25 protein-coding genes are annotated in these 26,974 nt (G+C 63.3%); 19 read left to right on the forward strand and 6 right to left on the reverse strand.

What is annotated here, in order from left to right; genetic code table 11:
* Positions 1 to 2 precede the first annotated feature (2 nt).
* The 3 genes from leuC (at position 3) to AC57B1_RS36405 (ending at position 3,482) form a co-directional block, all read left to right on the forward strand.
* Positions 3 to 1,418 (forward strand): 3-isopropylmalate dehydratase large subunit, encoded by a 1,416-nt coding sequence (gene leuC, locus AC57B1_RS36395; protein ID WP_496420111.1) that lies wholly within the window; start codon positions 3 to 5, stop codon positions 1,416 to 1,418.
* Entirely contained in the window at positions 1,418 to 2,032 is a 615-nt protein-coding gene (gene leuD / locus AC57B1_RS36400) for a 3-isopropylmalate dehydratase small subunit (RefSeq protein WP_496420339.1), read from the forward strand. The genes leuC and leuD overlap by 1 nt, the downstream gene beginning before the upstream one ends.
* A gap of 100 nt (positions 2,033 to 2,132) precedes the next feature.
* Complete coding sequence (locus AC57B1_RS36405) at positions 2,133 to 3,482, forward strand: dicarboxylate/amino acid:cation symporter (RefSeq protein WP_496420112.1); 1,350 nt, start codon at positions 2,133 to 2,135, stop codon at positions 3,480 to 3,482.
* An 80-nt stretch (positions 3,483 to 3,562) separates the two neighbouring features.
* On the opposite strand, the gene AC57B1_RS36410 is transcribed toward AC57B1_RS36405, so the two are convergent.
* Positions 3,563 to 4,267 (reverse strand): TetR/AcrR family transcriptional regulator, encoded by a 705-nt coding sequence (locus AC57B1_RS36410; RefSeq protein WP_496420113.1) that lies wholly within the window; start codon positions 4,265 to 4,267, stop codon positions 3,563 to 3,565.
* A gap of 172 nt (positions 4,268 to 4,439) precedes the next feature.
* Here AC57B1_RS36410 and AC57B1_RS36415 point away from each other — a divergent pair, with 172 nt between their 5' ends.
* Genes AC57B1_RS36415 through AC57B1_RS36425 form a run of 3 tightly spaced genes read left to right on the forward strand, consistent with a single transcriptional unit; the run spans position 4,440 to position 7,545 of the window.
* Positions 4,440 to 5,357 (forward strand): SDR family oxidoreductase, encoded by a 918-nt coding sequence (locus tag AC57B1_RS36415; RefSeq protein WP_496420114.1) that lies wholly within the window; start codon positions 4,440 to 4,442, stop codon positions 5,355 to 5,357.
* Positions 5,354 to 7,024, forward strand: coding sequence for an acyl-CoA synthetase (locus AC57B1_RS36420; protein WP_496420115.1), 1,671 nt, complete (start codon positions 5,354 to 5,356; stop codon positions 7,022 to 7,024). Before AC57B1_RS36415 ends, AC57B1_RS36420 begins: the two co-directional genes overlap by 4 nt.
* Entirely contained in the window at positions 7,021 to 7,545 is a 525-nt protein-coding gene (locus AC57B1_RS36425; protein WP_091792736.1) for an Lrp/AsnC family transcriptional regulator, read from the forward strand. Before AC57B1_RS36420 ends, AC57B1_RS36425 begins: the two co-directional genes overlap by 4 nt.
* Positions 7,546 to 7,569: 24 nt before the next feature.
* Here AC57B1_RS36425 and AC57B1_RS36430 read toward each other — a convergent pair whose 3' ends face one another.
* Complete coding sequence (locus tag AC57B1_RS36430) at positions 7,570 to 7,980, reverse strand: DUF2000 family protein (protein ID WP_408185838.1); 411 nt, start codon at positions 7,978 to 7,980, stop codon at positions 7,570 to 7,572.
* Positions 7,981 to 8,371: 391 nt separating this feature from the next.
* Between AC57B1_RS36430 and AC57B1_RS36435 the strand changes: the two genes are divergently transcribed.
* The 5 genes from AC57B1_RS36435 (at position 8,372) to AC57B1_RS36455 (ending at position 12,268) form a co-directional block, all read left to right on the forward strand.
* Positions 8,372 to 8,770, forward strand: a complete 399-nt coding sequence (locus AC57B1_RS36435) for a VOC family protein (protein WP_496420116.1) — start codon at positions 8,372 to 8,374, stop codon at positions 8,768 to 8,770.
* A gap of 111 nt (positions 8,771 to 8,881) precedes the next feature.
* Positions 8,882 to 9,568, forward strand: coding sequence for a twin-arginine translocation signal domain-containing protein (locus AC57B1_RS36440; protein ID WP_408300531.1), 687 nt, complete (start codon positions 8,882 to 8,884; stop codon positions 9,566 to 9,568).
* Positions 9,569 to 9,686: 118 nt separating this feature from the next.
* Positions 9,687 to 11,273, forward strand: a complete 1,587-nt coding sequence (locus AC57B1_RS36445) for a GMC family oxidoreductase (RefSeq protein ID WP_408347394.1) — start codon at positions 9,687 to 9,689, stop codon at positions 11,271 to 11,273.
* A 145-nt stretch (positions 11,274 to 11,418) separates the two neighbouring features.
* On the forward strand, positions 11,419 to 11,787 hold the full coding sequence (locus AC57B1_RS36450) for a ribbon-helix-helix domain-containing protein (protein WP_496420117.1): 369 nt from the start codon (positions 11,419 to 11,421) through the stop codon (positions 11,785 to 11,787).
* A gap of 100 nt (positions 11,788 to 11,887) precedes the next feature.
* Positions 11,888 to 12,268, forward strand: a complete 381-nt coding sequence (locus AC57B1_RS36455) for a DUF5594 family protein (protein ID WP_091792742.1) — start codon at positions 11,888 to 11,890, stop codon at positions 12,266 to 12,268.
* A gap of 81 nt (positions 12,269 to 12,349) precedes the next feature.
* Here the strand turns inward: AC57B1_RS36455 and AC57B1_RS36460 are convergent, their stop codons facing one another.
* From AC57B1_RS36460 to AC57B1_RS36470, 3 genes are all read right to left on the reverse strand, one after another.
* The gene (locus tag AC57B1_RS36460) at positions 12,350 to 13,930 is read right to left on the reverse strand and encodes a methyl-accepting chemotaxis protein (protein WP_496420118.1); all 1,581 of its coding nucleotides are present in this window, start codon (positions 13,928 to 13,930) and stop codon (positions 12,350 to 12,352) included.
* 22 nt (positions 13,931 to 13,952) lie between these two features.
* A complete protein-coding gene (locus AC57B1_RS36465; RefSeq protein ID WP_496420119.1) occupies positions 13,953 to 15,752 on the reverse strand; it encodes a methyl-accepting chemotaxis protein in 1,800 nt (599 codons plus the stop codon).
* A 218-nt stretch (positions 15,753 to 15,970) separates the two neighbouring features.
* Positions 15,971 to 17,362: an aminotransferase-like domain-containing protein gene (locus AC57B1_RS36470; RefSeq protein WP_408184631.1), complete on the reverse strand. Its 1,392-nt coding sequence runs from the start codon at positions 17,360 to 17,362 to the stop codon at positions 15,971 to 15,973.
* Positions 17,363 to 17,713: 351 nt separating this feature from the next.
* On the opposite strand from AC57B1_RS36470, the gene AC57B1_RS36475 reads away from it, so the two are divergent.
* From AC57B1_RS36475 to AC57B1_RS36510, 8 genes are read left to right on the forward strand one after another with little or no spacing between them, the layout of a single operon-like run.
* Positions 17,714 to 18,196, forward strand: coding sequence for an MSMEG_0572/Sll0783 family nitrogen starvation response protein (locus AC57B1_RS36475; RefSeq protein ID WP_054040483.1), 483 nt, complete (start codon positions 17,714 to 17,716; stop codon positions 18,194 to 18,196).
* Positions 18,197 to 18,215: 19 nt separating this feature from the next.
* The gene (locus AC57B1_RS36480) at positions 18,216 to 19,262 is read left to right on the forward strand and encodes a Nit6803 family nitrilase (RefSeq protein WP_408184630.1); all 1,047 of its coding nucleotides are present in this window, start codon (positions 18,216 to 18,218) and stop codon (positions 19,260 to 19,262) included.
* Entirely contained in the window at positions 19,255 to 20,325 is a 1,071-nt protein-coding gene (locus tag AC57B1_RS36485) for an MSMEG_0568 family radical SAM protein (protein WP_496420340.1), read from the forward strand. The genes AC57B1_RS36480 and AC57B1_RS36485 overlap by 8 nt, the downstream gene beginning before the upstream one ends.
* A 2-nt stretch (positions 20,326 to 20,327) precedes the next feature.
* Positions 20,328 to 20,945, forward strand: coding sequence for an MSMEG_0567/Sll0786 family nitrogen starvation N-acetyltransferase (locus tag AC57B1_RS36490; RefSeq protein ID WP_496420120.1), 618 nt, complete (start codon positions 20,328 to 20,330; stop codon positions 20,943 to 20,945).
* Positions 20,942 to 21,925, forward strand: coding sequence for a sll0787 family AIR synthase-like protein (locus AC57B1_RS36495; RefSeq protein WP_496420121.1), 984 nt, complete (start codon positions 20,942 to 20,944; stop codon positions 21,923 to 21,925). Before AC57B1_RS36490 ends, AC57B1_RS36495 begins: the two co-directional genes overlap by 4 nt.
* Positions 21,922 to 23,091: an MSMEG_0565 family glycosyltransferase gene (locus AC57B1_RS36500; RefSeq protein ID WP_496420122.1), complete on the forward strand. Its 1,170-nt coding sequence runs from the start codon at positions 21,922 to 21,924 to the stop codon at positions 23,089 to 23,091. Before AC57B1_RS36495 ends, AC57B1_RS36500 begins: the two co-directional genes overlap by 4 nt.
* 14 nt (positions 23,092 to 23,105) lie before the next feature.
* A complete protein-coding gene (locus tag AC57B1_RS36505; protein WP_091792750.1) occupies positions 23,106 to 23,390 on the forward strand; it encodes an MSMEG_0570 family nitrogen starvation response protein in 285 nt (94 codons plus the stop codon).
* A gap of 26 nt (positions 23,391 to 23,416) precedes the next feature.
* The gene (locus AC57B1_RS36510) at positions 23,417 to 24,706 is read left to right on the forward strand and encodes an MSMEG_0569 family flavin-dependent oxidoreductase (RefSeq protein ID WP_408347410.1); all 1,290 of its coding nucleotides are present in this window, start codon (positions 23,417 to 23,419) and stop codon (positions 24,704 to 24,706) included.
* Positions 24,707 to 24,817: 111 nt separating this feature from the next.
* Here AC57B1_RS36510 and AC57B1_RS36515 read toward each other — a convergent pair whose 3' ends face one another.
* Positions 24,818 to 26,929 carry a phosphocholine-specific phospholipase C gene (locus tag AC57B1_RS36515; protein WP_496420123.1) on the reverse strand — a complete coding sequence of 704 codons (2,112 nt, stop codon included), beginning with the start codon at positions 26,927 to 26,929 and terminating at the stop codon, positions 24,818 to 24,820.
* Between the last annotated feature and the right edge of the window lie 45 nt (positions 26,930 to 26,974).

A 26,974-nucleotide genomic window follows, 5' to 3' on the forward strand; every position in this document is an offset into this window, starting at 1 on the left:
TCATGTCAAACCGAACCCTTTACCAGAAGCTGGTCGACTCGCATGTCGTGACGCGTGTCGACGAACAGAACGTGCTGCTCTACGTCGATCTGCATCTGATGAACGAGTACACGAGCCCGCAGGCCTTTAGCGCGCTGGCCGAGAAAGTGCGGCGCGTACGCCGGCCGAAGCAGCAGCTTGCGGTGGTCAGCCACATTATTCCGACGCATGCTGAATCGCCCCGCGTGATCCGCGATGCCGCGTCGTCGCTGCTGGCGAACAACCTGGCGCGCAACTGCGCGGAGGCCGGTATCGCGTTGCACGCGGCGAACGATCCGCTGCAAGGTATCGAGCATATCGTCGCGCCCGAGCGCGGGCTGGTCAGGCCGGGCATGGTCGTGCTGTGCGGCGACAGCCACACCACCACGTATGGTGCGCTCGGCGCGTTGGGTTTCGGCATCGGCACGTCGGAGGTCGAGCATGTGCTCGCCACCCAGACGCTGGTCTATCGCATCGCGCAGACCATGCGTATCACGATCGACGGCGCGTTGCCATACGGCACTTCGTCGAAAGACCTGATTCTGTGGGTCATCAGCCGCATCGGCGCACAGGGCGCGCGCGGCTATGCGGTGGAGTTCGCCGGCCCGACGATCGCGTCGCTGTCGGCGGAAGCGCGCATGACGTTGTGCAACATGACAGTCGAAGCAGGCGCGCGTGCCGCGCTGATCGCACCCGACGCCACCACGTTCGACTATGTGCGGACCCATGCGGCCTCGCTCGACGAGGCCGCATGGCGTGCCGCATTGGACGACTGGCGCGAACTGAAAACGGATCCCGGCGCGCACTTCGATATCGAACATCGATTCGACGCGCACGAGGTGGCGCCGTTCGTCACATGGGGCACGAGTCCCGACCAGGCCATTGCCGTCGACGAACGGATTCCCACCGCGTCCGCGCAGGCAACACCGGAAGCCGCCGCCGCGTTGCGCCGCGCGCTCGACTATGTCGGTCTCGATGCGGATCAGCCGATAGCGGGCACGCCGATCGATCGCGTGTTCATCGGCTCATGCACCAATGGACGCATCGAAGACCTGCGCGTCGTCGCATCGATCGCAGCAGGGCGGCACGTCGCGCAGGGCGTGCGAGCGATGGTCGTGCCCGGTTCGGGCAGCGTGCGCCGCCAGGCGGAAGCCGAAGGCATCGCGGCCACCTTGCAAGAGGCCGGTTTCGAGTGGCGTGAGCCGGGCTGCTCGATGTGTCTCGCGATGAACGACGATTTTCTGGCGCCCGGCGAACGCTGTGCGTCCACCACCAACCGCAACTTCGAAGGTCGCCAGGGCCGTGGCGGCCGCACTCACCTGATGAGTCCGGCAATGGCCGCGGCGGCCGCCCTGACCGGGCGCATCACCGACGTTCGCACACTGGAGACGCAGCCATGATGACCCGACTCGCTGAAATCCATGGGAGCGCCGTGCCGTTGCCGATCGAAAACCTCGATACCGACCAGATCATGCCGAAGCAGTTTCTGCGCATCATCGACAAGGCCGGGCTCAAGGACGGCCTGCTCTACGATCTACGTTTCGACGCGCAAGGCGAGCCGCGTGCCGCTTGCGTGCTGAACCGGCCTGAGTATCGCCACGCGCGGATTCTGATCGGCGGCTCGAACTTCGGCTGCGGATCGAGCCGCGAGCACGCAGTGTGGGGGCTTCAGCAAGCCGGTTTCGAAGCGGTCATCGCGCCGAGCTTCGCGGAGATTTTCTATTCGAACGCGATGAACAACCGCTTGCTGCTCGTTCAACTGGAACGCGACGCGATCGACCTCCTGCTTCATGACGCGGCCACGCAACCCGCAGCGGCATTACATATCGATATCGCACGACAAACAGTGACGTCCGCCGCGGGGCGCGTGTTCGCGTTCCCGCTCGGCGCCCGTCATAAACGGATGGTGATGGAAGGCATGGACACCATCGATCTCACGCTCGCTTCATTGCACGATATCGAAGCATTCGAGCGGGATCACTTGGCACGGCATAGCTGGGCCGCCGTGTTGTAACGCCATGGCGGCATCTTCGCCGCCGATCAATCGAACCGCGCGTGACGGATTCCCCGCCAGAAGGGAAGGGACGCGCTTTGCCCGCAATAACGGAGGAGACATGAAACGCAAGCCGTTCTACAAGGTGCTGTATGTGCAGGTGATCGTGGCGATCGTTATCGGCGTGGCGTTCGGGCACTTTCTGCCCACGGACGCCGTGGCGATGAAGCCGCTCGGCGACGCCTTCATCAAACTCGTGCGGATGATCATCGGCCCGGTGATTTTCTGCACGGTCGTGACCGGGATTGCCAGCATGCACGACATGCGCAAGGTCGGGCGCGTCGGCGGCAAAGCCCTGCTGTATTTCGAAGTGGTGTCGACGTTCGCGCTGGCGATCGGATTGCTCGCCGCGCATGTGCTGAAACCGGGCGTCGGCTTCAATGTCGATCCCGCCACGCTCGATGCCGGCGCGATCGCGGGTTACGCCGCACAAGCCGCGCATGGTGATGGGCTCGCGGGTTTTTTCATGCGCATCATTCCCGAGACGTTCGCCGGCGCTTTCACGCAGGGCGACATCCTGCCGGTGCTGCTGATCGCGATGCTGTTCGGCACCGCGCTCGCGGTGATGGGCGAACCCGCCAAACCGCTGATCGGCCTGATCGAATTGCTGTCGAAAACGTTCTTTCGTATCGTGCGCATGATTACCAGCCTCGCTCCAATCGGGGCGTTCGGCGCGATCGCGTTCACGATCGGCAAGTACGGCATCGTCTCTTTGCTGCCGATGCTGAAACTGATCGGCACGTTCTATCTGACCGCGTTTCTGTTCGTCTCGTGTGGTCTCGGCCTGATTGCCCGCGCATGCGGGTTCAGCTTGTGGCGCTTTGTCGTGTACATCAAGGACGAGTTGCTGATCGTGCTCGGCACGTCCACGTCCGAAGCGGCGTTGCCGCAACTGATGAACAAGCTCGAACGGCTCGGCTGCTCGCGCGGGATTGTCGGACTCGTGGTGCCGACCGGCTACTCGTTCAATCTCGACGGCACCAATATCTATATGACACTTGCGGTGCTGTTTCTCGCGCAGGCCACCAATACCCATTTGACGATCACCCAGGAAATCACGCTGCTGGCCGTGACGATGCTGACCTCCAAAGGGTCGACGGGCGTCACGGGGGCGGGTTTCATCACGCTGGCCGCGAGTCTTTCAGTGGTGCCGACCGTGCCGGTGACGGCCATGGTGTTGATACTCGGCATCGACCGCTTCATGTCCGAGTGCCGGGCGCTGACGAATACGATGGGTAACGGCGTGGCGTCGATCGTGATCGCGGCGTGGGAAAAGGAACTGGATCGCGACAGGCTCAGGGCGGCGTTGGCACGGCCGGCGGGCGCGGGCTCGGTGAGTGAGGCGAGTGCGACGGAAGGAGGTGCGATGGCCGCTGCCGTGCGGGAAGGGGACGCGCGTCGCTCGATATGATCATGCAGCTGCCGCCCGTGACAAACCATGAGTTCGATTCACGGCAGCCACGGCAACGCCTCACTTGAGCCGCGGCACCGTCACTTCAACGCCGCCGCCTCGAACCGCTTCACCGCACCGACAACATCGCTGCGCAGTTGCCGCAACGCGGCCTGCTGCGCATCGGGCGGCACGAGTCCTTGCCATAGCAGATCGCTCAGCGAAGCGGCGGTGGCTTCGATATCGACGGCTTTCTGTTTGCGCACCGCGTCCCACAGCACGTGTTCCATCGGGCCATATACGGCCGAGCGCAGCAGGCCGAGCGGCATATCCCCGCGAATATCGCCGCTCGCCATGCCTTCGGCGAGCACGTTCATCATCGGCGCCGTATAGCGGCGCTGCAGTTCGACGATCACGTCGCCGAACTTGTCGTCCTTCTCGCGGCCTTCGGAAAGAATGAGCGCGCACAAACCGGTGCCGTCGACGGTGAGCCGGTAGAGGTGCGTGCGCACGAGGTACGCGAACTTGTGGCGCGTGCCTGCGATCAGCGGCAATTCGCTTTCGACCTGGCTGATGATCTCGTCGTACCAATTGCCGAGCACGCGCACGCAGAGATCGCGCTTGCTGGCGAAGTACGTGAAGATCGTCGCCTCGGACACGCCGACACGCCCGGCGATCTCCGTCATGGTGGCCGATGCATAGCCGACTTCGGAAAAGACGAGCCGGGCCGCCTCCAGAATCGCCTTGAGTCGCTGTTCGGAGCGCGCCTGCACGGGCACGCGGCGGGAAAGGGCCGAGGTGGTCATCGAGAGAGCCGGGCGATGCTGTGATTTGGTGAGTTGAGTCTAGCTCAAGGAATGCGGCCGTGCAAAGACTAACATGATGCAAATAAAATTAACCATCTAACGCAGCACAGGATAAAGACCTGAGCTAAACTCAACAAACATCGAAAGCGCAGCACATGGAGGAGACAGCCGAATGCCCGCAGCTTCGTCGAGTACATTGCCGCCAGCGAGCGGCTACCGTTCAGTTTTCCGCGAAGGCCTTTTCGCCGGCAAAGTGATTATCGTCACCGGTGCGGGCAGTGGCTTAGGCCGATGCACGGCGCACGAACTCGCGTCGTTAGGGGCGACCCTGGCGCTGGTCGGCCGCAGCGAAGACAAGCTGAAAACGGTGCAAACCGAACTGGCCGAAGATCACCGTCACACCGCCGGCCACAAGATTTATTCCTGCGACATTCGCAACGAGCAACAGGTACGTGAAACGATCGCTTCGATCGTGGCAGACCTGCACCGCATAGACGGCCTCTTCAACTGCGCGGGCGGCCAATTCCCAGCAAAGCTTGAAAAGATTTCGTTGAACGGCTGGGACGCGGTCGTGCGCAACAACCTGCACGGCACGTTTCTGATGTCCCGCGAGTGCTATACGCAATGGATGGAACATCACGGCGGCACGATCGTGAACATGCTGGCGGACATCTGGGGCGGCATGCCCGGCATGGGGCACTCGGGCGCGGCCCGCGCGGGTGTATGGAATTTCACCGAAACCGCCGCATGCGAATGGGGTCACGCGGGGGTAAGAGTCAACGCCGTCGCACCGGGCTGGATAGCGTCGGCGGGTATGGACAGCTACAACGAAGACTACCAGGCGCTGCTGCGCACGCTCAAGCACAAGGTCCCGCTGCAGCGCTTCGGCACCGAATCCGAACTCGCCAGCGCTGCAGTGTTTCTGTTGTCGGAGGCCTCGGCGTTCATCAACGGCACGGTGATCCGCGTCGACGGCGGCGTACCGAACGCTCGCCATTCATGGCCGCTTCCGCAAGCGGAGCGTACGATCGAATATAACGGCTTCCCGCGCTATCAACCGCCGGCCGGCTTGCAGGAGCTAACACCATGAACCTCGACGGCCAGACCTACGAATCGTTGACGGCAAACTTCGCCTGGCAGATCCCGGCGCGCTACAACATCGGCGTCGACGTGTGCGATAAATGGGCCGACGGCTCCGGGCGTCTCGCGCTGATCTACGAAGATCCCGAGGGCAACGCCACCCGCTATACGTTCGACCAGTTGAAGGTGCTGTCCGACCGCTTCGCCAATGCGTTGCTCGCAGCGGGCGCGCAGCGCGGCGACCGCATCGGCATCTTCCTGTCGCAGTCTGTCGAAACGGCGATCGCGCATCTCGCCGCCTACAAGGCCGGCATGGTAGCCGTGCCGCTGTTCGCGCTATTCGGTGTCGACGCGATCGAACACCGGCTCGGCGATAGCGGCGCGGTAGCGTTGATTACCGATCAAGGCGGCATGTGCAAGGTCGACGAAATCCGCGCGGCATTGCCTGCGCTACGCACTGTTTTCAGCGTGGATATCGCTGAGGACAATGGTGATCCGCAATCGCCCGTGCGTTCGTTCTGGCACGCGCTGAACCACGCGAGCGCGGACTTCACGCCCGCCGACACCGGCGCCGACGATCCCGCCGTCATCATCTATACCTCCGGCACGACCGGCAAACCGAAAGGCGCGTTGCACGGGCATCGCGTGTTACTCGGTCATCTGCCCGGCGTGGAAATATCGCAGCAGGGTTTTCCGGCGCACGCCACGCTGATGTGGACGCCCGCCGACTGGGCGTGGATCGGCGGCCTGTTCGACGTGCTGCTGCCGTCGTGGCATCACGGCGTGCCGGTATTGGCGCGCCGCTTTGCGAAATTCGACGGTCAGGCCGCTTTCGATCTGATGGCGCGTCATGCGGTCTCGCATACGTTTTTGCCGCCCACCGCGCTGAAGATGATGCGCGGCGTCGAACGTCCCGAGCGCTGGAATCTCGCGTTGCGTTCGGTAGCGAGCGGCGGCGAATCGCTCGGCGAGGAATTGATCGGCTGGGGCCGCAAGGCGCTGGGCGTCACCATCAACGAGTTCTATGGGCAGACGGAATGCAACGTCGTGGTGTCGTCGTGCGCGGCGCTGTTCGAGCCGTGCTTCGGCGCGATCGGGCGCGCGGTGCCGGGGCATCATGTTGCGATCGTCGATCTGGATGGCAACGAACTGCCGCCCGGTGCGATCGGCGATATCGCCGTAGCCGCGCCCGATCCGGTCATGTTTCTCGGCTACTGGGGCAACGAGGCGGCGACGCGCGAGAAATTCCGCGGCAAGTTTCTGGTGACCGGAGACCTGGGTACGCGCGACGCGGACGGCTTTATCCGTTTTGTCGGCCGTGGCGACGACGTGATCACGAGCGCGGGTTACCGGATCGGGCCGGCTTCGATCGAAGATTCGCTGCTGCGTCATCCGGCTGTTTCGATGGCGGCCGTGATCGGTGCGCCGGATCGCGAGCGCACGGAGATCGTCATGGCGTTCGTGGTGCTGAACCCCGGCTTTGTCGGCGACGCGGCGCTCGTGCGTGAGATACAGCAGCACGTCAAAACGCGTCTCGCCGCGCACGAATATCCGCGCGAGATTCGCTTTGTCGACAGCCTGCCGCTGACGGCGACCGGCAAGGTGATCCGCAAGGCGCTGCGCGAAGGACTCGGACAAGGCGCGGAGAATCCCGTGTCAAAACCCGAGCCGCGATGAGCACGCGCCAGCGTCAACCGGCGACGCGCGGCGGCAGGGCGCCGAGAGATTCGGGCGCGCAACCCGGCGCGGCGCCACTGGACGACACCGACCGGAGGCTCCTCGCGCTGCTCGCCGAAGACGCGACGCGTACTTATGCGGAACTCGGCAAACTGCTGTTTCTTTCGGCGCCCGCCGTCCACGAGCGCGCGAGGCGCTTGAAGAAGGAAGGCGTGATCAAGGCCACTGTCGCCGCACTCGATGCCGCCAAACTGAATCGTCCGTTACTCGCGTTCGTGCATGTCGATACGACGAGTTGGGCGGTGACGCGGCAACTACTGGCGTTGGAAGAACTGCCGGAAGTCGAGGAGATTCACACTGTGACGGGCGAGAGCGCCATGCTGCTCAAAGTCCGCACACGTAACACGCAATCGCTCGAACAGCTGCTTGCGCGCATTCACGCGATCGAAGGTTTTACCGGCACGCGCAGCTATATCGCGCTGACTACGTATCTGGAGCGCGGCCCGAGTCCGGCACTCTGAAGCACGATAAGCGATCGCTGCGTCTCAGTCATGCAGCGAGAGACCTTTCACCGCTTTGTCGACCGCCTTCTTCGGTCCGCGCACCGCAAGCCCGACGAGATCAGGCGCATCAGCGGGTTCGGCGCGGAACACTTCCCGGTTCGCCTGATCGTGACCGGTCGAGAACATCGCGCGTACATACACGGCACGCGTCAATTCACGTTCGATACCCTGACGAAGCGCGCGCTGCAAGCCTGCGTTGTCCGCCTGGTACACCATCATCGGCTGGCCGAGCAGCCGCGCATGCCGACGGCCAGCCGCGTCCTCGTAAGGCTCGCCCATTGCCTCAGGCGCCGCGCCCGCGATTCCTGTTGCGAGAAACGCGGTCACATTGAGTTTTTGCCACACAGCGAGATCGTCCAGCACGATGATCGCGACTTTCGTATCGAATTCCATAACGCACGACGCTCCACAGCCGGGCGATGCAGGGTTGCTACAGCGCCCGTCGGTCAAGAAGGTATTCACACTCGAATCTTATGGAAACTCGAGCGCGTGTGCACGAGTGCAGAGCAAAAACGAATGGACTTCACCAGCCGCGCTTTTTCACGCGGTCCATGTCGGGTTTTGCCCTAATGCCATTCAGCAAACAGCGCTCGAATTGCGTCGCATGCTGCATTGCAACTTGAAGGGGTGTCATGCTCATCGCCATTTGCGCCGCTATTACGTGCGGCAGGCGCATGCCGTCGACGCGCCCGCAACATAGGGCAAGTCCCTGGCGCGATTTAGCCGTGCATTACCACTCGCGGTCGCGGCCTCCTAAACTTGGTTCAAACAGGAGGGGACACCGATGGCCAAACTCATTCACACGATGATCCGTGTGCACGATCTGCCGCGCTCGCTGCAGTTCTATCAAAGAGCTTTCAATCTGGACATATCGCACCGGCTCGACTTTCCGGACTTCACGCTCGTCTACTTGCGTAACGAGGAGGCCGACGCCGAAATAGAACTCACCTGGAATAAAGGCCGGGAGGAACCGTATTCGCATGGTGACGGCTACGGCCACGTTGCGTTCTGCGTGGACGACGCAAAGAGCGAACGGCAGCGTCTGCTCGACCTCGGCATGGCGCCCAACGATCTGCGCGAGTTTCACAACGACAACGGCGAGTTGCTGGCGCGCTACTTTTTCATTCCGGACCCTGACGGCTACAAGATCGAAGTGCTGGAACGCTTCGGCCACTATCAATAGTCAAAGCAATCCAGGCGGTCACCGCGTGGAGTTGCAGTACCCCACAGCAACCAGATTAGATGGGACCGAGTAAGTGCTTTGCACTTGCTCCGGTCGACAAAGGAGACAGACATGAAGACAACGATCATCCCGATCGTCGCGTCCGGTCACGCACATCATGCGCATCATCACGGGCACGAGCATACTCACGAGCACCCCGGTGAGCATGGCGCGGCGAAGGCCGCCACCGCCGCCACCGCCGCATTGCGGATTCCGCTTACACGGCGCGAGCTATTGAAAGGCACCGGCGTGCTGATGGGCACGCTGGCGGCTTCTTCGGTGTTGTCGGCCTTCGCGCCGAGCCGCGCCTGGGCCCTCGAAATGCAAGGACTGGACACGCACCAGGGCGAAGTGATTCTGGCCTTCACGCGGCAGCTCTATCCGCACCCCACGCTCGACAACGCGGTCTACGCGCTGGTCGTCAAGGACCTCGACGCCAAAGCGAAAGCCGATCCGGCGGTGCGCCAGCAACTCGCCGATGGTGTCAAACAGCTCGACGCGCAAGCGGGTTCGGACTGGCTCAAACGCACGCCGGCGGACCAGGCGCAAGACGTCGCGGCGCTCGCGGGCACACCGTTCTTCAACACGATACGCGGCACCGCGGTGGTCTCGCTATACGCCAACACCATGGCGTATGCGCACTTCGGCTACGGCGCTTCGGAAGGTGATGGCGGCTACCTGTACAAGGGCTTCAACAGTCTCTCGTGGCTGCCCAATCCGCCGGCCGCCGCCAGCGGCCCGATTCCGACGGATAGCTAACCGCTGCGACAGTCACCATCATGCATAGGACCGGAGTCATGCGCCAAGGGACTCGAGTAAGCGCTAAAGCGCCGACTCTGGCCGGCAGCCCAACTCGGGTCAATAGAGGAGACAGGACATGGATCAGGACAACAACAAGGTGCGTTTTTCGCACAACGACGACAAGGTCGTCGTGATTATCGGCTCGGGTGCCGGCGGCGGCACGCTTGCCAACGAACTGGCGCAGAAGGGTATCAACGTCGTCGTGCTGGAGGCGGGCAAGCTGCACACGCAAGGCGATTTCACAACCGACGAGTGGGGCTCGTTCCAGATGCTGTCCTGGCTCGATAAACGCACCACCTCGGGCACCTGGCGCATCGCCAAAGACTTTCCGAATCTCCCCGCCTGGATCTGCAAGACGGTGGGCGGCACGACCACGCACTGGGCCGGCGCGAGTCTGCGGATCAGGCCGCACGAGTTCAAGGCGAAGACGACCTACGGCGCTATCAAGGATGCCAATCTGCTCGACTGGCCGCTCACGCGCGAGGAACTCGATCCGTACTACGACCGCGCGCAGCAGAAGATGGGCATTACGCGCACCAACGGTCTGCCGGGCCTGCCAGGCAACAACAACTTCAAGGTGATGTCGGCCGGCGCGATGAAGGTCGGTTACAAGGACTGCAATACCGGGCACATGGCGATCAATAGCGTGGTGCGTGACGACCGCGCGCATTGCTTCCAGCGCGGCTTCTGTTTTCAGGGGTGTCGCACTGGCGCGAAGTGGTCGACGCTCTACACCGAATTGCCGCGCGCCCAGGCCACCGGCCATATGGAATTGCGCACACAGGCCCACGTGGTGCGCATTGAAACCGACGCGCGCGGTAAGGCGAAGGAGGTGCTCTACTACGACGGCAACGGCAAGCTGCAGCGGCAAAAGGCGCGCATCGTCGCGGTGGCCGGCAACTCGATCGAAACGCCGCGCCTGCTGCTGAACTCGCATTCGAGCAGGTTCCCGCAGGGCCTCGCGAACGGATCGGGGCAGGTGGGCCGCAACTACATGCGTCATACCACGGGCTCGGTGTACGCGGTGTTCAACGACAAGGTGGAAATGTTCAAGGGCACCACGATGGCCGGCATCATCGAGGACGAGGCGGCGTTCAATCCGCAGCGTGGCTTCGCAGGCGGCTATCACATGGAGACCGTGTCGCTCGGCCTGCCGTTTTACGCGGCCTTTCTCAATCCTGGCGCGTGGGGTCCGACCTTCACCCAGGCAATGGATCAATACGCGTACACGGCGGGCATGTGGATCGTCGGCGAAGATATGCCGCGCGAGAGCAATCGCGTGACCTTGAATACCGACGTGAAGGACCAGTACGGCCAGCCGGTCGCCAACGTGCATTTCGACGATCATCCGAACGACGAAGCGATGCGCGAGCACGCGTACAGGCAGGGCACCGCGGTGTACGAAGCGGCGGGTGCGAAGACGGTGTATCGCGTGCCGCCGTATCCGTCCACGCATAACCTCGGCACGGCCCGCATGAGCGCGCGCGCCGAAGACGGCGTGTGCAACCGGTTCGGGCAGACGCATGAAGTATCGAACCTGTTCATTTCGGACGGTAGCCAGTTCACCACCGGCGCGGCGGAAAATCCGACCATGACGATCGTGACGCTGGCGATCCGCCAGGCCGATCATATTGCGGCGCAAATGAACAAACGCGCGGTATAAAGCGGTCCGACGGGGCAGGGCGGCGTTCGGGTTCGAGGCAATTGTCGAGCGGTGAATGCCGGCGTATGTTGTCGAACGCGGGCGGCGTGCCGTGGCTGCATGAAGGGCGCCACGGCACGCCTGCCCGAAATCAGGGAGTAACGCCATGTGTAGGGTGTACATCAACGCCGATCCGATCCTGTACGAGTCGCGCACGCGCTCGCTGCGCATTCACGGCGTGATCACCACGGTCCGGCTGGAAAATCTGTTCTGGGACGTACTGCACGAAATCGCCGCGCGCGAGAACATGACGACCAGTCAGTTCGCCGTGCAACTGTACGACGAACTGATCGCGCTGCGGGGCGAGTTGCCGACTAACTTCGCGTCGTTCCTGCGCGTGTGCTGTTTGCGCTATCTGTCCATGCGCACGGAGAAGGACGTCGATGAACCCGGCGCGGTTCCCGGGCCGGTGGCTTCGGCTTCGGCTGCGGCTGTGGCGAGCGAAGCGAAGCCGCGAATTCTGAAGACAGTTTGACGAATAAGGGCGACGCGAATCCGCAGCGGATAGACAGGAAGCGCGCACCGGACCGCGTGCTAGGATGTTTCGCACATTCCGCACAACGTTGGAGACATGGATGCGTCCGGAGAATGCCGCCCGTTTCGATGAACAGTTCGCGCCTCGCATCGCCGAGGCCATTGCCGCCTGTTTCGCCACCACCGTGCATACCGAAGTGCTGCCTTACGGCGGCCACGGGCATCCCACCCGCGTGCGGATTCATGCCACGCCGATTGAGGACATGGGACTGTACCCCCATCCGTTGAATCTGTATCTGACCTGGGACAGCGACGAAATCGAGAGGCTGATGGGGGCCGAAGGGCCGTCGCGTTTTGCTGGTTATCTGGCCGCGCTGCCGCGCAAGCTCGCGGCCTGGAATCATGCGCGCGAGCTGGACTTTCTCTCGCATACGCAGGCCGAGCCGGTCGCCCTGATCGGCGGACTCGACTTCGAGTCGTAAGCGGCGCGTGGCGCGCCGCTTCATCCACTTACGCTGCAACTGGAGCAACAGGCGCCGCGCGACGAGCACGGCGCTGCTCCGTCAGGCCGCGGCGCCCAGCCTGAAGAAACTCACGCTTTGCACGAGTCCGGATGCCTTGCTTTGCACCGCGTCGGCCGCGGCCGCCGCCTGCTCGACCAAGGCCGCGTTGCTTTGCGTCGCCTGGTCCATCTGTGTGACGGCGTCGTTGACTTCCGCGATGCCGGTTGCCTGGTCGACACTCGCGGTCGCGATCGACTCGACGATACGCGTCACGCTGCCGGCGCTTTCCACCACGCCGTCCATCGTCGTGCTCGCGTGGTTGATCAGTTGCGTGCCGGCTTCGATCGTGGCCACCGACTCGCGAATCAGCGTCCTGATCTCGCGTGCGGCGTCGGCGGAACGTTGCGCGAGGCTGCGCACTTCGCTCGCGACCACCGCGAAGCCGCGCCCTTGCGTGCCGGCGCGCGCGGCTTCGACCGCTGCATTGAGCGCGAGGATATTGGTTTGCGCCGCAATGGCTTCCACCACTGCGATGATATCGACGATACGCTTGGACGCCGCATCGATCTGGCCCATCGTGCGCACCGCGTCGCTCATGACAACGCCACCTTCACGCGCGGCATGCGCGGCGGTTTGCGCGAGCGTGGTGGCTTCGCGGGCGTTGGCGGCGTTGCGCTGAACCGAGTCGGTGAAATGCTGCATCGACGCGGCGGTTTCTTCAAGCGAGGCCGCCTGCTGCTCGGTACGCGCCGACAGGTCGAGGTTGCCTGCGGCGATTTCCTGCGTGGCCGTGGAAATCGTATGCGCGCCTTCACGGATCTCGCTGACGATATGCCGCAAGCGCTGGTTCATGTCGTTGAGGGCAGTGAGCAACTGGCCTGTTTCGTCGCGGCTCACCACGGGCACGTCGGCGCGCAGATCGCCTGCCGCCACCGCCTGCGCGACGCCCACCGCCTGTCTGACCGGCACCGTGATGCTGCGGCTCAGGAACCAGATCGCGAAAGCGCCGACGCCGAGCGAACCGATAACGACCGACAGCAACAGCACGGTCGCGATCGTGTAGGCCTGCTCCGCCGCTTCGCTCGTGCGCACGCTGGAGTCATGCGCCTGTTGCATCACGGTGGCGACGATATCGTCGATAGCGGCGGTCGGCGCGCGGTCGATGCCTTTTACGAGAGCGTCGACCACGTGCGCCGTGTTCGGATCGGCGGCGTCGTAGTGTTTCAGCGCGTCGAGATAACTGTCCTGCAGCGATGCATGCGTGGCGAGCGCCTTGTCGACACCGTCCACGCTCGCGCCCAATGCGCTCAACTGATCCTTCAGGCGCAGCAGGGCAGCGTGCGTCGTTCCGCTTTCCCTGTTGAAGGCATCACGGTATTTGGCGAAGGCGGCCGGGTCCGCGCCGCGCAACAACAGGTCCTTCCACTCCTGCACCTGCTTCTTGAATTCGACCTGCGCGACGCGCGCCGTATCGGCGGCTTGCGCGTACTGGCTGAGCGATTGGGCGGACTGGATTTGTAGCGCATGCGTTCTGGACAACGCATGCCAGCCTTCGAGACCCACGACCATCGTCGCGGCCAACAATACCGCGCCGAGCAACGCCAATTTAACGGCGATTTTCAGATTTCTATAGAACGTCACTGCAGGATTCCAACTTTGGCTTTTAATCGAGTTTGAATTGCGTCACTGCACTGGCGAGGCTCACGGCCTGGCTCTGCAGTGCGGCCGCCGCCGCCGTGGATTCTTCGACCAGTGCGGCATTCTGTTGCACCATTTCGTCGAGCTGGCTGACCGCGCGGTTGACTTCCTGAATACCGCGCGTCTGCTCGTTGGCCGCCTGCGTGATTTCGGAAATGATGGTCGTTACGTTAGCGACGTTGCTGACGATCTCAGTCATCGTCTCGCCGGCCTGGCGCACCTGGCCCGAACCCGACGAAACGCTGGCCACGGTTGCTTCGATCAGCGCCTTGATTTCCTTCGCGGCCTGCGCGCTGCGTTGCGCGAGGCTGCGCACTTCACCGGCCACCACCGCGAAGCCGCGGCCCTGTTCGCCTGCACGCGCGGCTTCCACCGCGGCATTCAGCGCGAGGATGTTGGTCTGGAACGCAATGCCGTCGATCACGCCGATGATGTCGGAAATTTTCACCGACGCATGCTGGATCTCGCCCATCGTCGCAATCACTTCGGAGATCACCACGCCGCCGCGCGAGGCGACCTGCGAGGCGGAAACGGCGGTACTGTCGGCCTGTTTCGCGGAGCTGGCCGATTGCGTGACCGTTGAGGTGATTTCTTCCATCGATGCCGCAGTTTGCTGCAAGCTCGCGGCAGCGGATTCCGTGCGGCCCGACAGATCGACGTTGCCCGCGGCGATTTCATTGGCGGCCACGCGCACCGATTCGCTGGCGTCGCGAATCTGGCGCATCACGTGGCTGAGTTTGTCGATGAAGGTGTTGAACGAGCGCGCGATCTGTGCGACTTCGTCGTTGCCGACGGCCGGCAGGCGCTGCGTCAGATCGCCTTCGCCGGAGCCGATGGCGTCCATGGCATCGCGCACTTTCGAAAGACGCTGGAACGACACCGCGGTCACCGCCGCCACGATGGCGGCGGCGATGCCGGCGATCACGATCAGCGCGATGATCGAAGCGGTCAGCAGCGAACGCATGCCGGCGGTTGCTTCGGCTTTGTCGAGCGCGACGACCACGTACCAGTCAGTGGCGGGAATCGCTTGCGCGCGCATCAGCTTCGTGCTGCCATTCACGTCCATGTCGAGCGGACGGTCGGCGCTGAAGAGGGCGGCGAGCTTGTCGCCGGTCAAACCGGGCGCGACATCGGAGACGGGCTTCAAGGTCAGCTTGGGATCCGGATGCGCGACGATATGGCCGCTTGCGTCGATCAGCATGCCGAAGCTCGCCGGTGTGGGATGAATCGCCTTGACGTTGGCGATCACGCTGTCCATCGCCACGTCGCCGGACACCACGCCTTTTACCGCGCCGTCGCGCACGACCGGCGCCGCGAATGCCACCACCAGTTTGCCTGTGCCCACGTCCACGTAGGGCGGCGTTACAACCGGCTTGCCAGCGGCGGCGGCCTGCTTGTACCAGGGGCGGCCGGTCGGATCGTAGTCCGCCGGAATGCCGGTCGGGTCGGAGAACTTCGAGGTCTTGTCCGCATAGCCGACATACACGTTCGAGAACTTGCCGGCCGCGGCGATCTGCTTTAACGCAGCGGACGGATCGGGTTGCAGTACCACGTCCTGCAGCGAGTTGATCATCTGGGTGTTGGCGGCAACCCAGTCGCTGATGCCGGCCGCGTGACCGCTTTCCACCGAGGTCAGGCTGCTGTCGATGGCATCGGCGTTATACGAGTTGGCGACGACGTAGTTGAGAACCGCGTTGGCAGCGAGCGCAACCACAACGATAGCAACGCATAGGGCGACGATGCGCGCGCGAATGGAGGTGAACATGTCGGGAGTCTTTGGGGGTGAGCGGTAAACCGGAGTCGGCGAGGCGGGGGCCTCACCTGCGGTATACGGCCTGAGCAGGCCCGACTTGAGCAGCGAATCCTTTCAATTACCCCAAACGTAGGGGTGCCGCATGCGGCGGAGTGTCGCATGCAGAAGTAAGTGGCTTCGCGCACGTCGTTGTATTCGTATGACAATAACGCGCGATCGGATGGATCGTTTCACATCACCGGCGAATGCAGATGATGCGGATGGTCGAGAGTCTCCGCCACGATGTGCAGCGCTTGTGCGCATTCGTCACGCGTTTTCGATCCGCCGAGGCACACGCGCATGGCATTGGGCGGATTGCCGTCGGTGGAGAACGCGGCGCCCGCCACGGCGGCAATGCCCTGATTGCGCAACTGCAAGGCAAGTTCGGATGCGCTCCAGCCGCTTTCCACCGGCACCGGCAGCCACAAATGAAAACCATCCTGATGCGCTTCGTAAGGCCACGCTTCGAGCATGCGCGCGGCAATGGCCTGGCGTGCGCGCGATTCGTTGCGGATCGCGCCGAGCATCTCCGCCGCGGTTCCGTCCGCGATCCATTGCGTCGCGAGCATGACCGTGTACGGACTCGCCATCACCGTGGTCGCGCGTAACGCGCCGGCTAGCCGCTGCGTTTGGCGCGGCGTCGGCGCATGCAGATGCGCGACGCGCAAGCCGGCGCCGAAGCTCTTGGACAGGCCCGTCACGTAATACGTCAGTTCGGGCGCGAAACTCGCGAGCGCGTCGGGCGCGCTCTGCGGCAGCATGGCATACGCATCGTCTTCGATGATCGGCACGCTGTAGCGCAACGCTACGTCGGCGAGCGCCTCGCGCCGTTTGTGCGTGAGCGTGAGCGTGCTCGGATTCTGCAGCGTCGGATTGCAATAGAACGCGCTCGGCTTGTCGGTTTTGCAGAGCGCTTCGAACGCGTGAGCGAGCGGTCCTTCGTCGTCGCGCGGCAGCGCTTGCAGACGCACACCGAGTTGCGCGGCGATCGCCTTGATGCCGGGGTAGGCGAGCGCATCGAGACAGATGGTGCCGCCGGGCCGCGCGAGCTGCGAGACGAGCGCCACCAGCGCGCTATGAATGCCGGGGCACACCAGCACGTTTTGCGCGTCGCAATGCGGCACCCGGCGCCTCAGCCATTCGGCGCCCGCATCCTTGTCCGCCGCCGAGCCGCCGAAGTCCTGGTAACGCAGCAACTGATAAGGATCGCTGTCGGCCATCTGGCGCGCGGCGGAGTCGCGCAGACGCATGGCGTAATCGGGCGGCTCGGGTGGCGTGTTCATCGACATTTCGATGCTGCTGCCGCCCGCAAGCGGCAAGGTGGCTGTGCGGCCTCGCACGAACGTGCCGCTGCCGGCGCGCGAATCGAGCAGGCCGCGCTTGCGCGCTTCGGCATAGGCGCGCGCCACTGTCGTGTAGTTCAGCGCGAGTTCTTCGGCGAGATCGCGCAGTCCCGGCAAGCGGTCGCGCGGACGCAGCCGCCCGGTGGCGAGATCTTCTTCGATCAGATCGGGAATCGCGAGATAAGCCGGCTTGCGAATGTCGGCAAGACGTTTGATCCAGTGATGTGTCGGGCTGCTCATTGCCTTCGAGTCTCTATTCACGTTGGAAAAGATGATCGCATTCGCATGCGATCAATGATTGGATTGATCGACTGTGGTGAATGACTGCACCATGCCGACACGTTGGACTGCGCGAATCGCACTTGGCTGGTGCGGTAAAGCCGCACCAACAGCGTTTGCACGGGATGTCGGAACTGTATGCAACCTTCGCGCCCAAAAAATTTTCGAGTCGCACTTCGAATCGAGGCGGAATTGATCGCGGATTGATCGCATTCGCGGGGTCGATCAATGGCACGGCCGTTGCATTGGAGGAAGCGCGCACAACCTGAACGCGCGCCATCTTTTACTTAGCAACCCTGATCGGAGAGTGCCATGCCAGCCGTCAACAAACCGCTGCATCAGAAAGGCGATTACCTTGTCGACTATGAGGAGAAAGTCTTCGAAGACGTGAAAGCCGAACCCGGCGAGAAGGCGCTCGTCACGTTCCACACGGTCGCGTTCGAAGGCTCGATCGGCTTCGTCAATCTATTGCAGGCCACGCGCCTGCAACGCAAGGGCTTCGAGACATCGGTGCTGCTGTACGGACCGGGCGTGACGCTCGGTCTGCAACGCGGCTTTCCGACACTGGGCGACGAAGCGTTCCCCGGCCATCTGAACTTCAACAAGCAACTGATGAAGTTCATGGAAGAAGGCGGCAAGGTCTACGCGTGCCGCTTCGCGCTGCAGGCGCTATATGGACACGGCGAGGCCTCGCTGATCGAAGGCATTCGTCCAATCAGCCCGCTCGATGTGCTCGACATCCAGTTGCTTCATCGCAAGGACAACGCACTGATCATCCATACGTGGACGGTCTGACGAGAGGCGAGTGACCACTATGTCCGATAAAACGACCGGCAAACGCATCGTGCGCGCCGCGGCGGTCCAGATCGCACCGGACTTCGAGCGCAGCGGCGGCACGCTCGACAAGGTCTGCGAGGCAATCGAACAGGCGGCGCGCGAAGGCGTGCAACTGATCGTATTTCCCGAAACCTTCGTGCCGTATTACCCGTACTTCTCTTTCGTACGGCCGCCCGTCGCTTCCGGCGCCGATCACATGAAGCTCTATGAAGAGGCCGTGGTGGTGCCGGGCCCCGTGACACAGGCGGTGGCCGAGCAGGCGCGTTTGCATCGGATGGTAGTGGTGCTCGGCGTCAACGAACGCGATCACGGCAGCCTCTACAACACGCAGTTGATTTTCGACGTGGATGGCCAGATCGTGCTCAAGCGCCGCAAGATCACGCCCACATTTCATGAGCGGATGATCTGGGGGCAAGGCGACGCGGCCGGTCTGACGGTGGCGCGCACCGCGGTGGCGCGCGTGGGCGCGCTCGCCTGCTGGGAGCATTACAACCCGCTCGCGCGTTATGCGTTGATGACGCAGCACGAAGAGATTCATTGCAGCCAGTTTCCCGGTTCGCTGGTGGGGCCGATTTTCGCTGATCAGATCGAGGTGACGATCCGGCATCACGCGCTGGAATCGGGTTGCTTCGTCGTCAACGCGACGGGATGGCTCAGCGAAGCGCAGATTGCGTCCGTCACCCCGGATACGAATCTGCAGAAGGCGCTGCGCGGCGGCTGCAACACCGCGATCATCTCGCCGGAAGGGCAGCATCTGGCCGAGCCGTTACGCGAGGGCGAAGGCATGGTGATCGCCGATCTCGACATGGCCTTGATCACCAAGCGCAAACGCATGATGGATTCGGTCGGCCATTACGCGCGTCCCGAATTGCTGAGTCTTGCGATCAACCGGCGGCCCGCGGAAACCGTGGCGCCGATGCCGGCGTGGCCGTCCGTCCCGAGCGCCGATTTCAATTCAACCGAAGGAGGGTGCGATGAGCGCCAGCGAATCACTGTCGGCGCAGAGCCGGCAATTGATGACTGAATTGCAGTCGGCCGGCTTGCGGCTCGTGTCGCCGGATGCGGGCGCGGCCAGCCGCCGCGGCGGCGCGGGTCCGTCCGACCACAAGGCAGTAACGGTGGATGGCGTGACGATCATGGTGCCCGTGCATACGAGCACCGCGTGGCACTCGCCGTTCGTCGCGCAGACGCCGGATGCGAGTGGGTCGAGCGCGCTGCTGCGCGGCACGATTCCGATCGCCAATATCAGCTTCCCGAAGTCGCCGCGTTTCTACGGCATGCAGACACTCGACGGCGTGCCTTATTCGCATATCGCCACGTTGCATAGCGCCGACGTGCTCGCGACCACCGTGTTGCAAACCTGTATTCGCTACGAGAGCCGGCGCAAGAGCTGCAAGTTCTGTGCAATCGGGCAATCGCTCGCAGCGGGGCGCACGATTGCGCGCAAGACGCCTGAGCAACTGGCGGAAGTGGCGCGCGCGGCCGTGTTGCTCGACGGCGTGAAGCATATGGTATTGACCACCGGCACACCGCCCACGCCGGATCGCGGCGGGCAGATTCTGTGTGAGAGCGCGTTCGCGATCAGGGCCGCGGTCGATCTGCCGATCCAGGCGCAGTGCGAGCCGCCCGACGACGACCGCTGGTTCGCGCGCATGAAAGCGAGCGGCATCGACACACTCGGCATGCACCTCGAAGTCGTCACGCCCGCGCTGCGCGAACGCATCATGCCCGGCAAGGCGAGCGTGCCGCTGTCGCGCTACATGGAGGCGTTCGAAGCCGCGGTGGCCGTGTTCGGACGCGGACAGGTCAGCACTTATATTCTCGCGGGCCTGGGCGATAGTGCCGAATCAATTCTCGGGATGTCGCGCGAACTGATCGAGATCGGCGTCTATCCATTCGTCGTGCCGTTCGTGCCGATCAGCGGCACACCGCTCGAAGATCATCCGGCACCTACGCCCGAATTCATGAAGTCGGTTTTGCAGCCGCTTGGCGGCATGCTCAATGCCGCGGCCATGCGTTCAAGCGATATCAAGGCGGGTTGCGGCAAATGCGGCGCGTGTTCGTCGCTGTCATCGTACGAGGAGTGATCATGTTCGGCGAAGCGATTGCAGGCGAGGCGCTGGATGGCGAGATTGTTTTCGCGCCGTATGCGCCGAGCGAATTCCGTATCAAGTGGACCACGTTGAATTGGGAAGCCGAAGAGGCGTTCAGATTGCGGCGCGCGGTCTTCTGCATCGAGCAGGGCATTTTTGTCGGCGATGATCGCGACGATATCGACCAGCACGCGCAGCAACTGGTGGCGCTCAGTTGTCTCGCCGGCATGCCGGAACAGGTGGTCGGCACCGTGCGTATTCATCGCGATCACGACAATGTGTGGTTTGGCTCGCGGCTCGCCGTGCATGCGGCCTTTCGCCGGCACGGAAAGATCGGCGCAACGCTGATTCGTCTCGCGGTGAGCAGCGCACACGCGCTCGGCTGCGAGACGTTTCTCGCGCATGTGCAGAGTCAGAATGTGCCGCTGTTTCGCGCGATGTACTGGGATGTGCTGGCGGAGGAAACGTTGCTGGGCAGACCGCATCATCTGATGCAGGCGCAACTGGACCGCTATCCGCCGTGCGCGGAGCCTTATGGCGGCTTTGTCACGCAGACGCGAGCGCATTCGTCGCCGCCCTCGCGCGGTCGTGAGCCAGAGCGGAGCGCCGCATGACTGTCGCCGACCTTGTCGCGAGTCTGCGCGAGAGCCGCGGATTCCGGCACAAGACCGATATCGTGGGTGTCGTCGACTCGCTGGCGAAGCGCTTGCCGCGCGGCGCGCGCGATCTCGCGCAGGCTGTGGCGCTCGGCGACGACTGCGCCGCGCTCGCCGACGGGGACGGCTATCTGCTCTTCGCTATCGAAGGCATGGTCAGCGATTTCGTGAGCGCCATGCCGTGGTTCGCCGGCTATAGCAGCGTGATGGTCAACGTAAGCGATATCTATGCGATGGGCGGGCGGCCATTGGCGGTGGTGGATGCGCTGTGGAGTCAGGGCATCGGCGCGGCGGAGCAGGTGTTGGCGGGCATGGCGGCGGCTTCGCTCGCGTATGGCGTGCCGATTGTCGGCGGCCACACGAATACGCGCAGCGATGCAGCGCAACTGGCGGTGTCGATTGTCGGCCGCGCGAAGGCGTTGCTGTCGAGTTTCAACGCGAAACCCGGTGACAGCCTGATGATGGCTGTCGATCTGCGCGGCCGCTTCGAAGAGCCGTATCCGTTCTGGAATGCTTCGGTGGATGCGCCGCCCGAGCGTCTAAGGGGCGATCTCGAACTGCTGCCGCAACTGGCGGAGAGCGGCCTGTGCGACGCCGCGAAGGATATCAGCATGGCGGGCACGCTCGGCACGGCGCTAATGTTGCTCGAATGTTCGGAGGTCGGCGCGCGGATCGATCTCGCGCGCATCCCCACGCCCGAGGGCGTGCCGCTGGAACGCTGGGTGACCGCGTTTCCGAGTTTTGGATATCTGCTGTCCGTGCGGCCCGAACATGTGGAGACTGTGCGAGCAAAGTTCAGCGCCCGATCGCTTGCGTGCTCAGTGATCGGTTCCGTGGATGCAACGAGCCGGGTGGTCCTGCATCGGCAGGATGACGCCGCTACGCTATGGGACTTCCAGCGTGAGCCGTTCATCGTCGGAAAGGGGGCGGCGAAATGAGCGCGCTGCGTATCGCGTTGCTCACGCATTCGGTCAATCCGCGCGGTGGCGTGGTGCACACGCTCGAACTGGCGAGCGCATTGACGGCGCTTGGGCACGAGGTAACGGTGTTCGTGCCGGCCGCGCCCGGCGAGAGACTGTTTCGTTTGCCGCCTTGCCGAGTGGTGTATGCGCCGATCGTTCTGGCTCAGGTTGATACGGTTGCGATGGTCGAGGCCCGAATCCATGCATTCCGGCGCGCGTTGATCGAGCACGACGCAGCTGCGTTCGACGTACTGCACGCGCAGGACAGCATCAGCGGCAACGCGCTGGCCGAGTTGAAAGCGCAGGGTCTTATTCACGGCTTCATGCGCACGGTGCATCACCTGGATCAGTTCGAAGATCAGCAATTGACGGCGTGGCAGCGCCGTGCGTTTCAGGATGCCGACCACGTGCTGTGTGTGAGCGATACATGGGCGCGAGACATGCAGTCGGTATACGGCATTAGCGCAAGCACTGTGCCGAACGGTGTAGACGTGGCGCGTTTTTCTTCGCGACGCGATCAACACGACGCGCAGCTGCGGCAGCGTTTCGGACTGCAAGGCGGCCCGATCGTGCTTGCGGTGGGCGGTATCGAAGCGCGCAAGAACACGCTGGGCCTGCTCGAAGCGTTTGCCTCGGTGCGCAGCGGTTTGCCGCAAGCGCAACTCGTCATTGCAGGCGGCGCGAGCCTTCTCGACCACGACGCCTACAGCCGACGCTTGCTGCAACGGGCGAGTGAGTTGGGCCTGTCGATCGGACCTCATGAAAGCGTCGTGCTGACCGGCCCGCTCGAAGACGCCGTCATGCCCGCTCTGTTTCGAAGCGCCGATGTTCTTTCGATGGTGTCGCTGCGCGAAGGTTTCGGTCTTGTCGTGCTGGAAGCGCTGGCGAGCGGCACACCGGTGGTGGTGTCTTCGATTGCGCCATTCACCGAGTATCTAGACGACGCCACCTGCTGCTGGGCCGATCCTGACGACGTGGAATCGATCGCCGCGGCCCTTGTGCGTGCGTTGGGTGAAAACGGTATCGATTTCGAGAATGCCGTGCCCGCGTTGCTCGCGCGCTTTAGCTGGGCGGCGAGCGCACGGTGCCATGTGGATGCCTACCGCCGTTTCCTCGCGAAGCGCGCTCTGCTTACCCATTGATTCGAGGATAAACGATGCCTGTCATGCACTTTCGCATTCAATGGCCCGATGGCGACGAAGCGAACTGTTATTCGCCTTCGCTCGTGATCGGCGATTTTTTTACGCCGGGCGAGGCCTATGCGCTCGAGGATTTCGTCGAACGTTCCCGGCAGGCGCTGGGCATCGCGTCCGAGCGCGTGCGCGAGAAATACGGCTTTGCCTGCTCGGCGGCAATGGACCAGCTTGCACAGATCGAGCGCGACGCGGCGCGCTTTCGCGATCGGCCGGACGCGACCGTCAAGGTCATCGAATTCAGCTAGGCGCTTATTCTTTCAGAGGACGCATCATGTCGAATCCAACCCATCACGCGCGCGCCGAGGGCCACTACGGCGTGCTTGTCATCGGCGGCGGCCAGGCGGGGCTGTCGGTCAGCTACTACCTGAAACAGGCCGGCATCGACCATCTGGTCGTGGAAAGGAATGTGCTCACGCATACGTGGCGCGAACAGCGTTGGGACGCGTTTTGCCTCGTCACGCCGAACTGGCAATGCGCATTGCCCGGCTATCCGTATCGTGGCGATGACCCGCACGGCTTCATGAAGAAAGACGAAATCACTGCCTACCTCGATGGCTTCATCGCGCATGTCGACGCGCCGGTGCTGGAGCGCACTGAAGTCAAACGCGTCAAGCAGCGCGACGACGGCGTCTACGCCATCACGACGACGCACGGCGACTTCACCGCGGACCAGGTGGTGGTGGCCTCGGGCGGCTATCACACGCCGATCGTGCCGCGCCTCGCGGAGCGCTTGCCTGCGGGGATCATGCAACTGCAGTCGTCAGCGTATCGCAACCCGCAGGCTTTGCCTGAGGGCGCGGTGATGGTGGTCGGCACGGGGCAATCCGGTGCGCAGATCGCGGAGGATCTGCATCTGGCGGGCCGCAAGGTGGTGCTCGCGGTCGGCGAGGCGCCGCGTTGCGCGCGCTTTTATCGGGGGCGTGACGTGGTCGATTGGCTCGCCGACATGCAGTACTACGATATGCCGGTCGAAAAACATCCGTTACGTGAAGGGGTGCGCGACAACACCAATCACTATGTGACGGGCCGCGATGGTGGCCGCGATATCGACCTGCGCAAGTTCGCCGCTGAAGGCATGGAATTGTATGGGCGGCTCGACGATCTGCGCGACGGGCAGTTCCACTTTTCGCCTACGCTGGCCGCCAATCTCGATGCCGCCGACGATACGTATAACCGGATCAACGCGAGCATTGACGGCTTCATCGCGAAGCACGGCATTGATGCGCCGGCGGGTGGCGCGTACGAACCGGTCTGGCGTCCCGCGCAAGAGCGCGCTACGCTCGATCTGGAGGGCAGCGGTATTGCGGCGATCATCTGGTGCATCGGTTTTACGCCGGACTTCAGTTGGCTCGATGCCCCCGTGTTCAACGGTCGCGGGTATCCGGCGCACACGCGTGGCGTAACGCCGATCGACGGTCTGTATTTCGTCGGCCTGCCGTGGCTGCATACATGGGGTTCCGGGCGTTTCTCCGGCGTCGCGCGCGATGCGGAGTTCATCGTGCATGCGATTCGCGAGAAGGCACGCGAGCGCGCGTCGTTGTCGGCTGCCGTTGCCGCATGACGTGATGTTGCCCATGCGCTCGGGAGGCAGCATGGAAAACGGCCGCTGCGGTTTCTATCGCAGCGGCCGTTGTATTTCACCGAGACGTTCGGCTCCGGCTCAGGCTTAAGCTTAAGCGCCCAGCGCCGGATCGCTCATGCTGCTCTTGCCGGTTTCCACGTGTCCGGCAAAGCGCCGCGCGAACAGCGGGTCCGTATCGACCGTTATCGCCAGGTCGTACCAGCCATGCGCATTGCGAAGGTCGAGGTAGAGCTGCTCGGTATCGCCGCCGCGTACTGAATGCTTGATGACATTGCCCGGATCGTACGCGTTGACGATCGTGAACTGGCAACGTGCGCTGCCCACGTTCTCCAGCCGCAGTTGCAGGTTGCCGTTCGAGACGTCGTAGCCTTCCGCCACTTCGGGCCGCGCGATATCGGAACCATGCCACCAGCTGCGCGCAACCGGCCTGCCCGCGAAGCGGCGCAGAAAGCCGTTCGGGCCGTGCACGGTGAAGTCGTAGCTGCCGTCGGCATTGCACGGCAACTGATCCTGCAAGCGCTTGCCGGCTTCCACCGTATAGGTGCGCGGCGCATCGAGACTGTGGGCGGTGTAGACCAGAAACACCGCGCCGGTGCGGCCCGTGTTGACGAAGCGCATGGTGAGTTGATTGGCCGCGCCTTCGCCGTGCACGCGCACGAACAGCTCGTAAGGCAGCGCGCGAGCGGGGCGCACGCCGGCTTCCTGCTTCGGCAGTGCCTGCAGGGCAGGCGGCAGCGGTACGTAATCCGGGTGGCGGTTCTGGTCCGGCGGCACGTAGCCGCTCGTGCTCGGTAGCGTCGGGAAGGCGTCGTTCGGATTGCTGAAGTTGAACGCGGACATCAGATCGCCGCACACCGCGCGGCGCCACGGCGTGATGTTCGATTCGCCGAGATTGTGATCGTGGCCGAAACGCTTTTCAATAAAACGGATCACCGACGTATGGTCGAACAGTTCCGAGCACACGTAACCGCCTTTCGACCACGGTGAAACCACCAGCATCGGCACGCGCGTTCCGAGGCCGTACGGTGCGGCGGGAGTCTTCGCGTCGCCCGGATAGATTTCGTTGCTGGTGTCCACGGTCGACAAGCCGTTCGCGCTCGACGAAGGTGCGAAGGGCGGCACCATGTGATCGAAGAAACCGTCGTTCTCGTCGTAGTTGATGAGCAGCACCGTCTTGCTCCACACCTCGGGATTGGACGTGAGAATCTGCAACACCTGGTCGATGTACCACGCGCCATAGTTCGACGGCCAGTTCGGGTGTTCGGAATAGGCTTCGGGCGCGACGATCCACGACACTTGCGGCAACGCGTTGTTCTGCACGTCGCGCTTGAGAATATCGAAGTAGCCGTCGCCCTTTGCCGCATTCGTGCCGGTGCGCGCGTTATCGTAGAGCGGGTTGCCGGGCTGCGCGTTGCGGTACTGATTGAAGTAGAGCAGCGAGTTGTCGCCGTAGTTGCCGATATACGGGTTCTGCGTCCAGCCCCACGAGCCGTTGGCGTCGAGACCGGTGCCGATGTCCTGATAGATCTTCCACGAAATGCCCGCATTCTGCAGGACTTCGGGGTAGGTGGACCAGCCGTAGCCGAGTTCGGAATTGTCGATCACCGGTCCGCCGCCGCTGCCGTCATTGCCCACCCAGCCGCTCCACATGTAATAGCGGTTCGGGTCCGTCGGTCCCATCAGCGAGCAGTGGTACGCGTCGCAGATCGTGAAGGCGTCGGCGAGCTGATAGTGAAACGGAATGTCCTCGCGCGTGAGGTAGGCCATCGTCGTGGCGCCTTTCGCGGGTACCCATTGATCGTAGCGGCCGCCGTTCCACGCCGCGTGCGTGCTGGTCCAGTCGTGCGCGAGATCCTGGAGGAATTGCAGGCCCAGATTGGGCGCGGTGGGGTGGAACGGCAGCACGTAGCCGAGATCCGCCGCGAGCGGCTGATACCACACGGGCTTGCCGTTCGGCAAATTGGTCGCGCGCGTGTCGCCAAAACCGCGCACGCCTTTGAGCGTGCCGAAGTAGTGGTCGAACGAGCGGTTTTCCTGCATCAGCACGACAATGTGCTCGACGTCGCGAATCGTGCCGGTCTTGTTGTTGGCAGGAATGGCGAGCGCGTTGCGAATGCCCAGAGGCAGCATGCTCAATGCGGTGGCGGAACCGGCAGCATGCGCGGCGGAGCGCAGAAAATCACGGCGATTTTTTGAGGTCATGGTATTGGCTTTCGATCTTCGGTGGAGGAACGATCCACGAGGCGC

The sequence above is a fragment of the Paraburkholderia sp. BGA-UO-ETr-F21 genome (assembly GCF_059567925.1).

Coding starts and splice junctions, on each gene's coding strand:
- leuC (WP_496420111.1), top strand. CDS start 3: ATGTCAAACCGAACCCTTTACCAGAAGCTGGTCGACTCGCATGTCGTG.
- leuD (WP_496420339.1), top strand. CDS start 1,418: ATGACCCGACTCGCTGAAATCCATGGGAGCGCCGTGCCGTTGCCGATC.
- AC57B1_RS36405 (WP_496420112.1), top strand. CDS start 2,133: ATGAAACGCAAGCCGTTCTACAAGGTGCTGTATGTGCAGGTGATCGTG.
- AC57B1_RS36410 (WP_496420113.1), bottom strand. CDS start 4,267: ATGACCACCTCGGCCCTTTCCCGCCGCGTGCCCGTGCAGGCGCGCTCC.
- AC57B1_RS36415 (WP_496420114.1), top strand. CDS start 4,440: ATGCCCGCAGCTTCGTCGAGTACATTGCCGCCAGCGAGCGGCTACCGT.
- AC57B1_RS36420 (WP_496420115.1), top strand. CDS start 5,354: ATGAACCTCGACGGCCAGACCTACGAATCGTTGACGGCAAACTTCGCC.
- AC57B1_RS36425 (WP_091792736.1), top strand. CDS start 7,021: ATGAGCACGCGCCAGCGTCAACCGGCGACGCGCGGCGGCAGGGCGCCG.
- AC57B1_RS36430 (WP_408185838.1), bottom strand. CDS start 7,980: ATGGAATTCGATACGAAAGTCGCGATCATCGTGCTGGACGATCTCGCT.
- AC57B1_RS36435 (WP_496420116.1), top strand. CDS start 8,372: ATGGCCAAACTCATTCACACGATGATCCGTGTGCACGATCTGCCGCGC.
- AC57B1_RS36440 (WP_408300531.1), top strand. CDS start 8,882: ATGAAGACAACGATCATCCCGATCGTCGCGTCCGGTCACGCACATCAT.
- AC57B1_RS36445 (WP_408347394.1), top strand. CDS start 9,687: ATGGATCAGGACAACAACAAGGTGCGTTTTTCGCACAACGACGACAAG.
- AC57B1_RS36450 (WP_496420117.1), top strand. CDS start 11,419: ATGTGTAGGGTGTACATCAACGCCGATCCGATCCTGTACGAGTCGCGC.
- AC57B1_RS36455 (WP_091792742.1), top strand. CDS start 11,888: ATGCGTCCGGAGAATGCCGCCCGTTTCGATGAACAGTTCGCGCCTCGC.
- AC57B1_RS36465 (WP_496420119.1), bottom strand. CDS start 15,752: ATGTTCACCTCCATTCGCGCGCGCATCGTCGCCCTATGCGTTGCTATC.
- AC57B1_RS36470 (WP_408184631.1), bottom strand. CDS start 17,362: ATGAGCAGCCCGACACATCACTGGATCAAACGTCTTGCCGACATTCGC.
- AC57B1_RS36475 (WP_054040483.1), top strand. CDS start 17,714: ATGCCAGCCGTCAACAAACCGCTGCATCAGAAAGGCGATTACCTTGTC.
- AC57B1_RS36480 (WP_408184630.1), top strand. CDS start 18,216: ATGTCCGATAAAACGACCGGCAAACGCATCGTGCGCGCCGCGGCGGTC.
- AC57B1_RS36485 (WP_496420340.1), top strand. CDS start 19,255: ATGACTGAATTGCAGTCGGCCGGCTTGCGGCTCGTGTCGCCGGATGCG.
- AC57B1_RS36490 (WP_496420120.1), top strand. CDS start 20,328: ATGTTCGGCGAAGCGATTGCAGGCGAGGCGCTGGATGGCGAGATTGTT.
- AC57B1_RS36495 (WP_496420121.1), top strand. CDS start 20,942: ATGACTGTCGCCGACCTTGTCGCGAGTCTGCGCGAGAGCCGCGGATTC.
- AC57B1_RS36500 (WP_496420122.1), top strand. CDS start 21,922: ATGAGCGCGCTGCGTATCGCGTTGCTCACGCATTCGGTCAATCCGCGC.
- AC57B1_RS36505 (WP_091792750.1), top strand. CDS start 23,106: ATGCCTGTCATGCACTTTCGCATTCAATGGCCCGATGGCGACGAAGCG.
- AC57B1_RS36510 (WP_408347410.1), top strand. CDS start 23,417: ATGTCGAATCCAACCCATCACGCGCGCGCCGAGGGCCACTACGGCGTG.
- AC57B1_RS36515 (WP_496420123.1), bottom strand. CDS start 26,929: ATGACCTCAAAAAATCGCCGTGATTTTCTGCGCTCCGCCGCGCATGCT.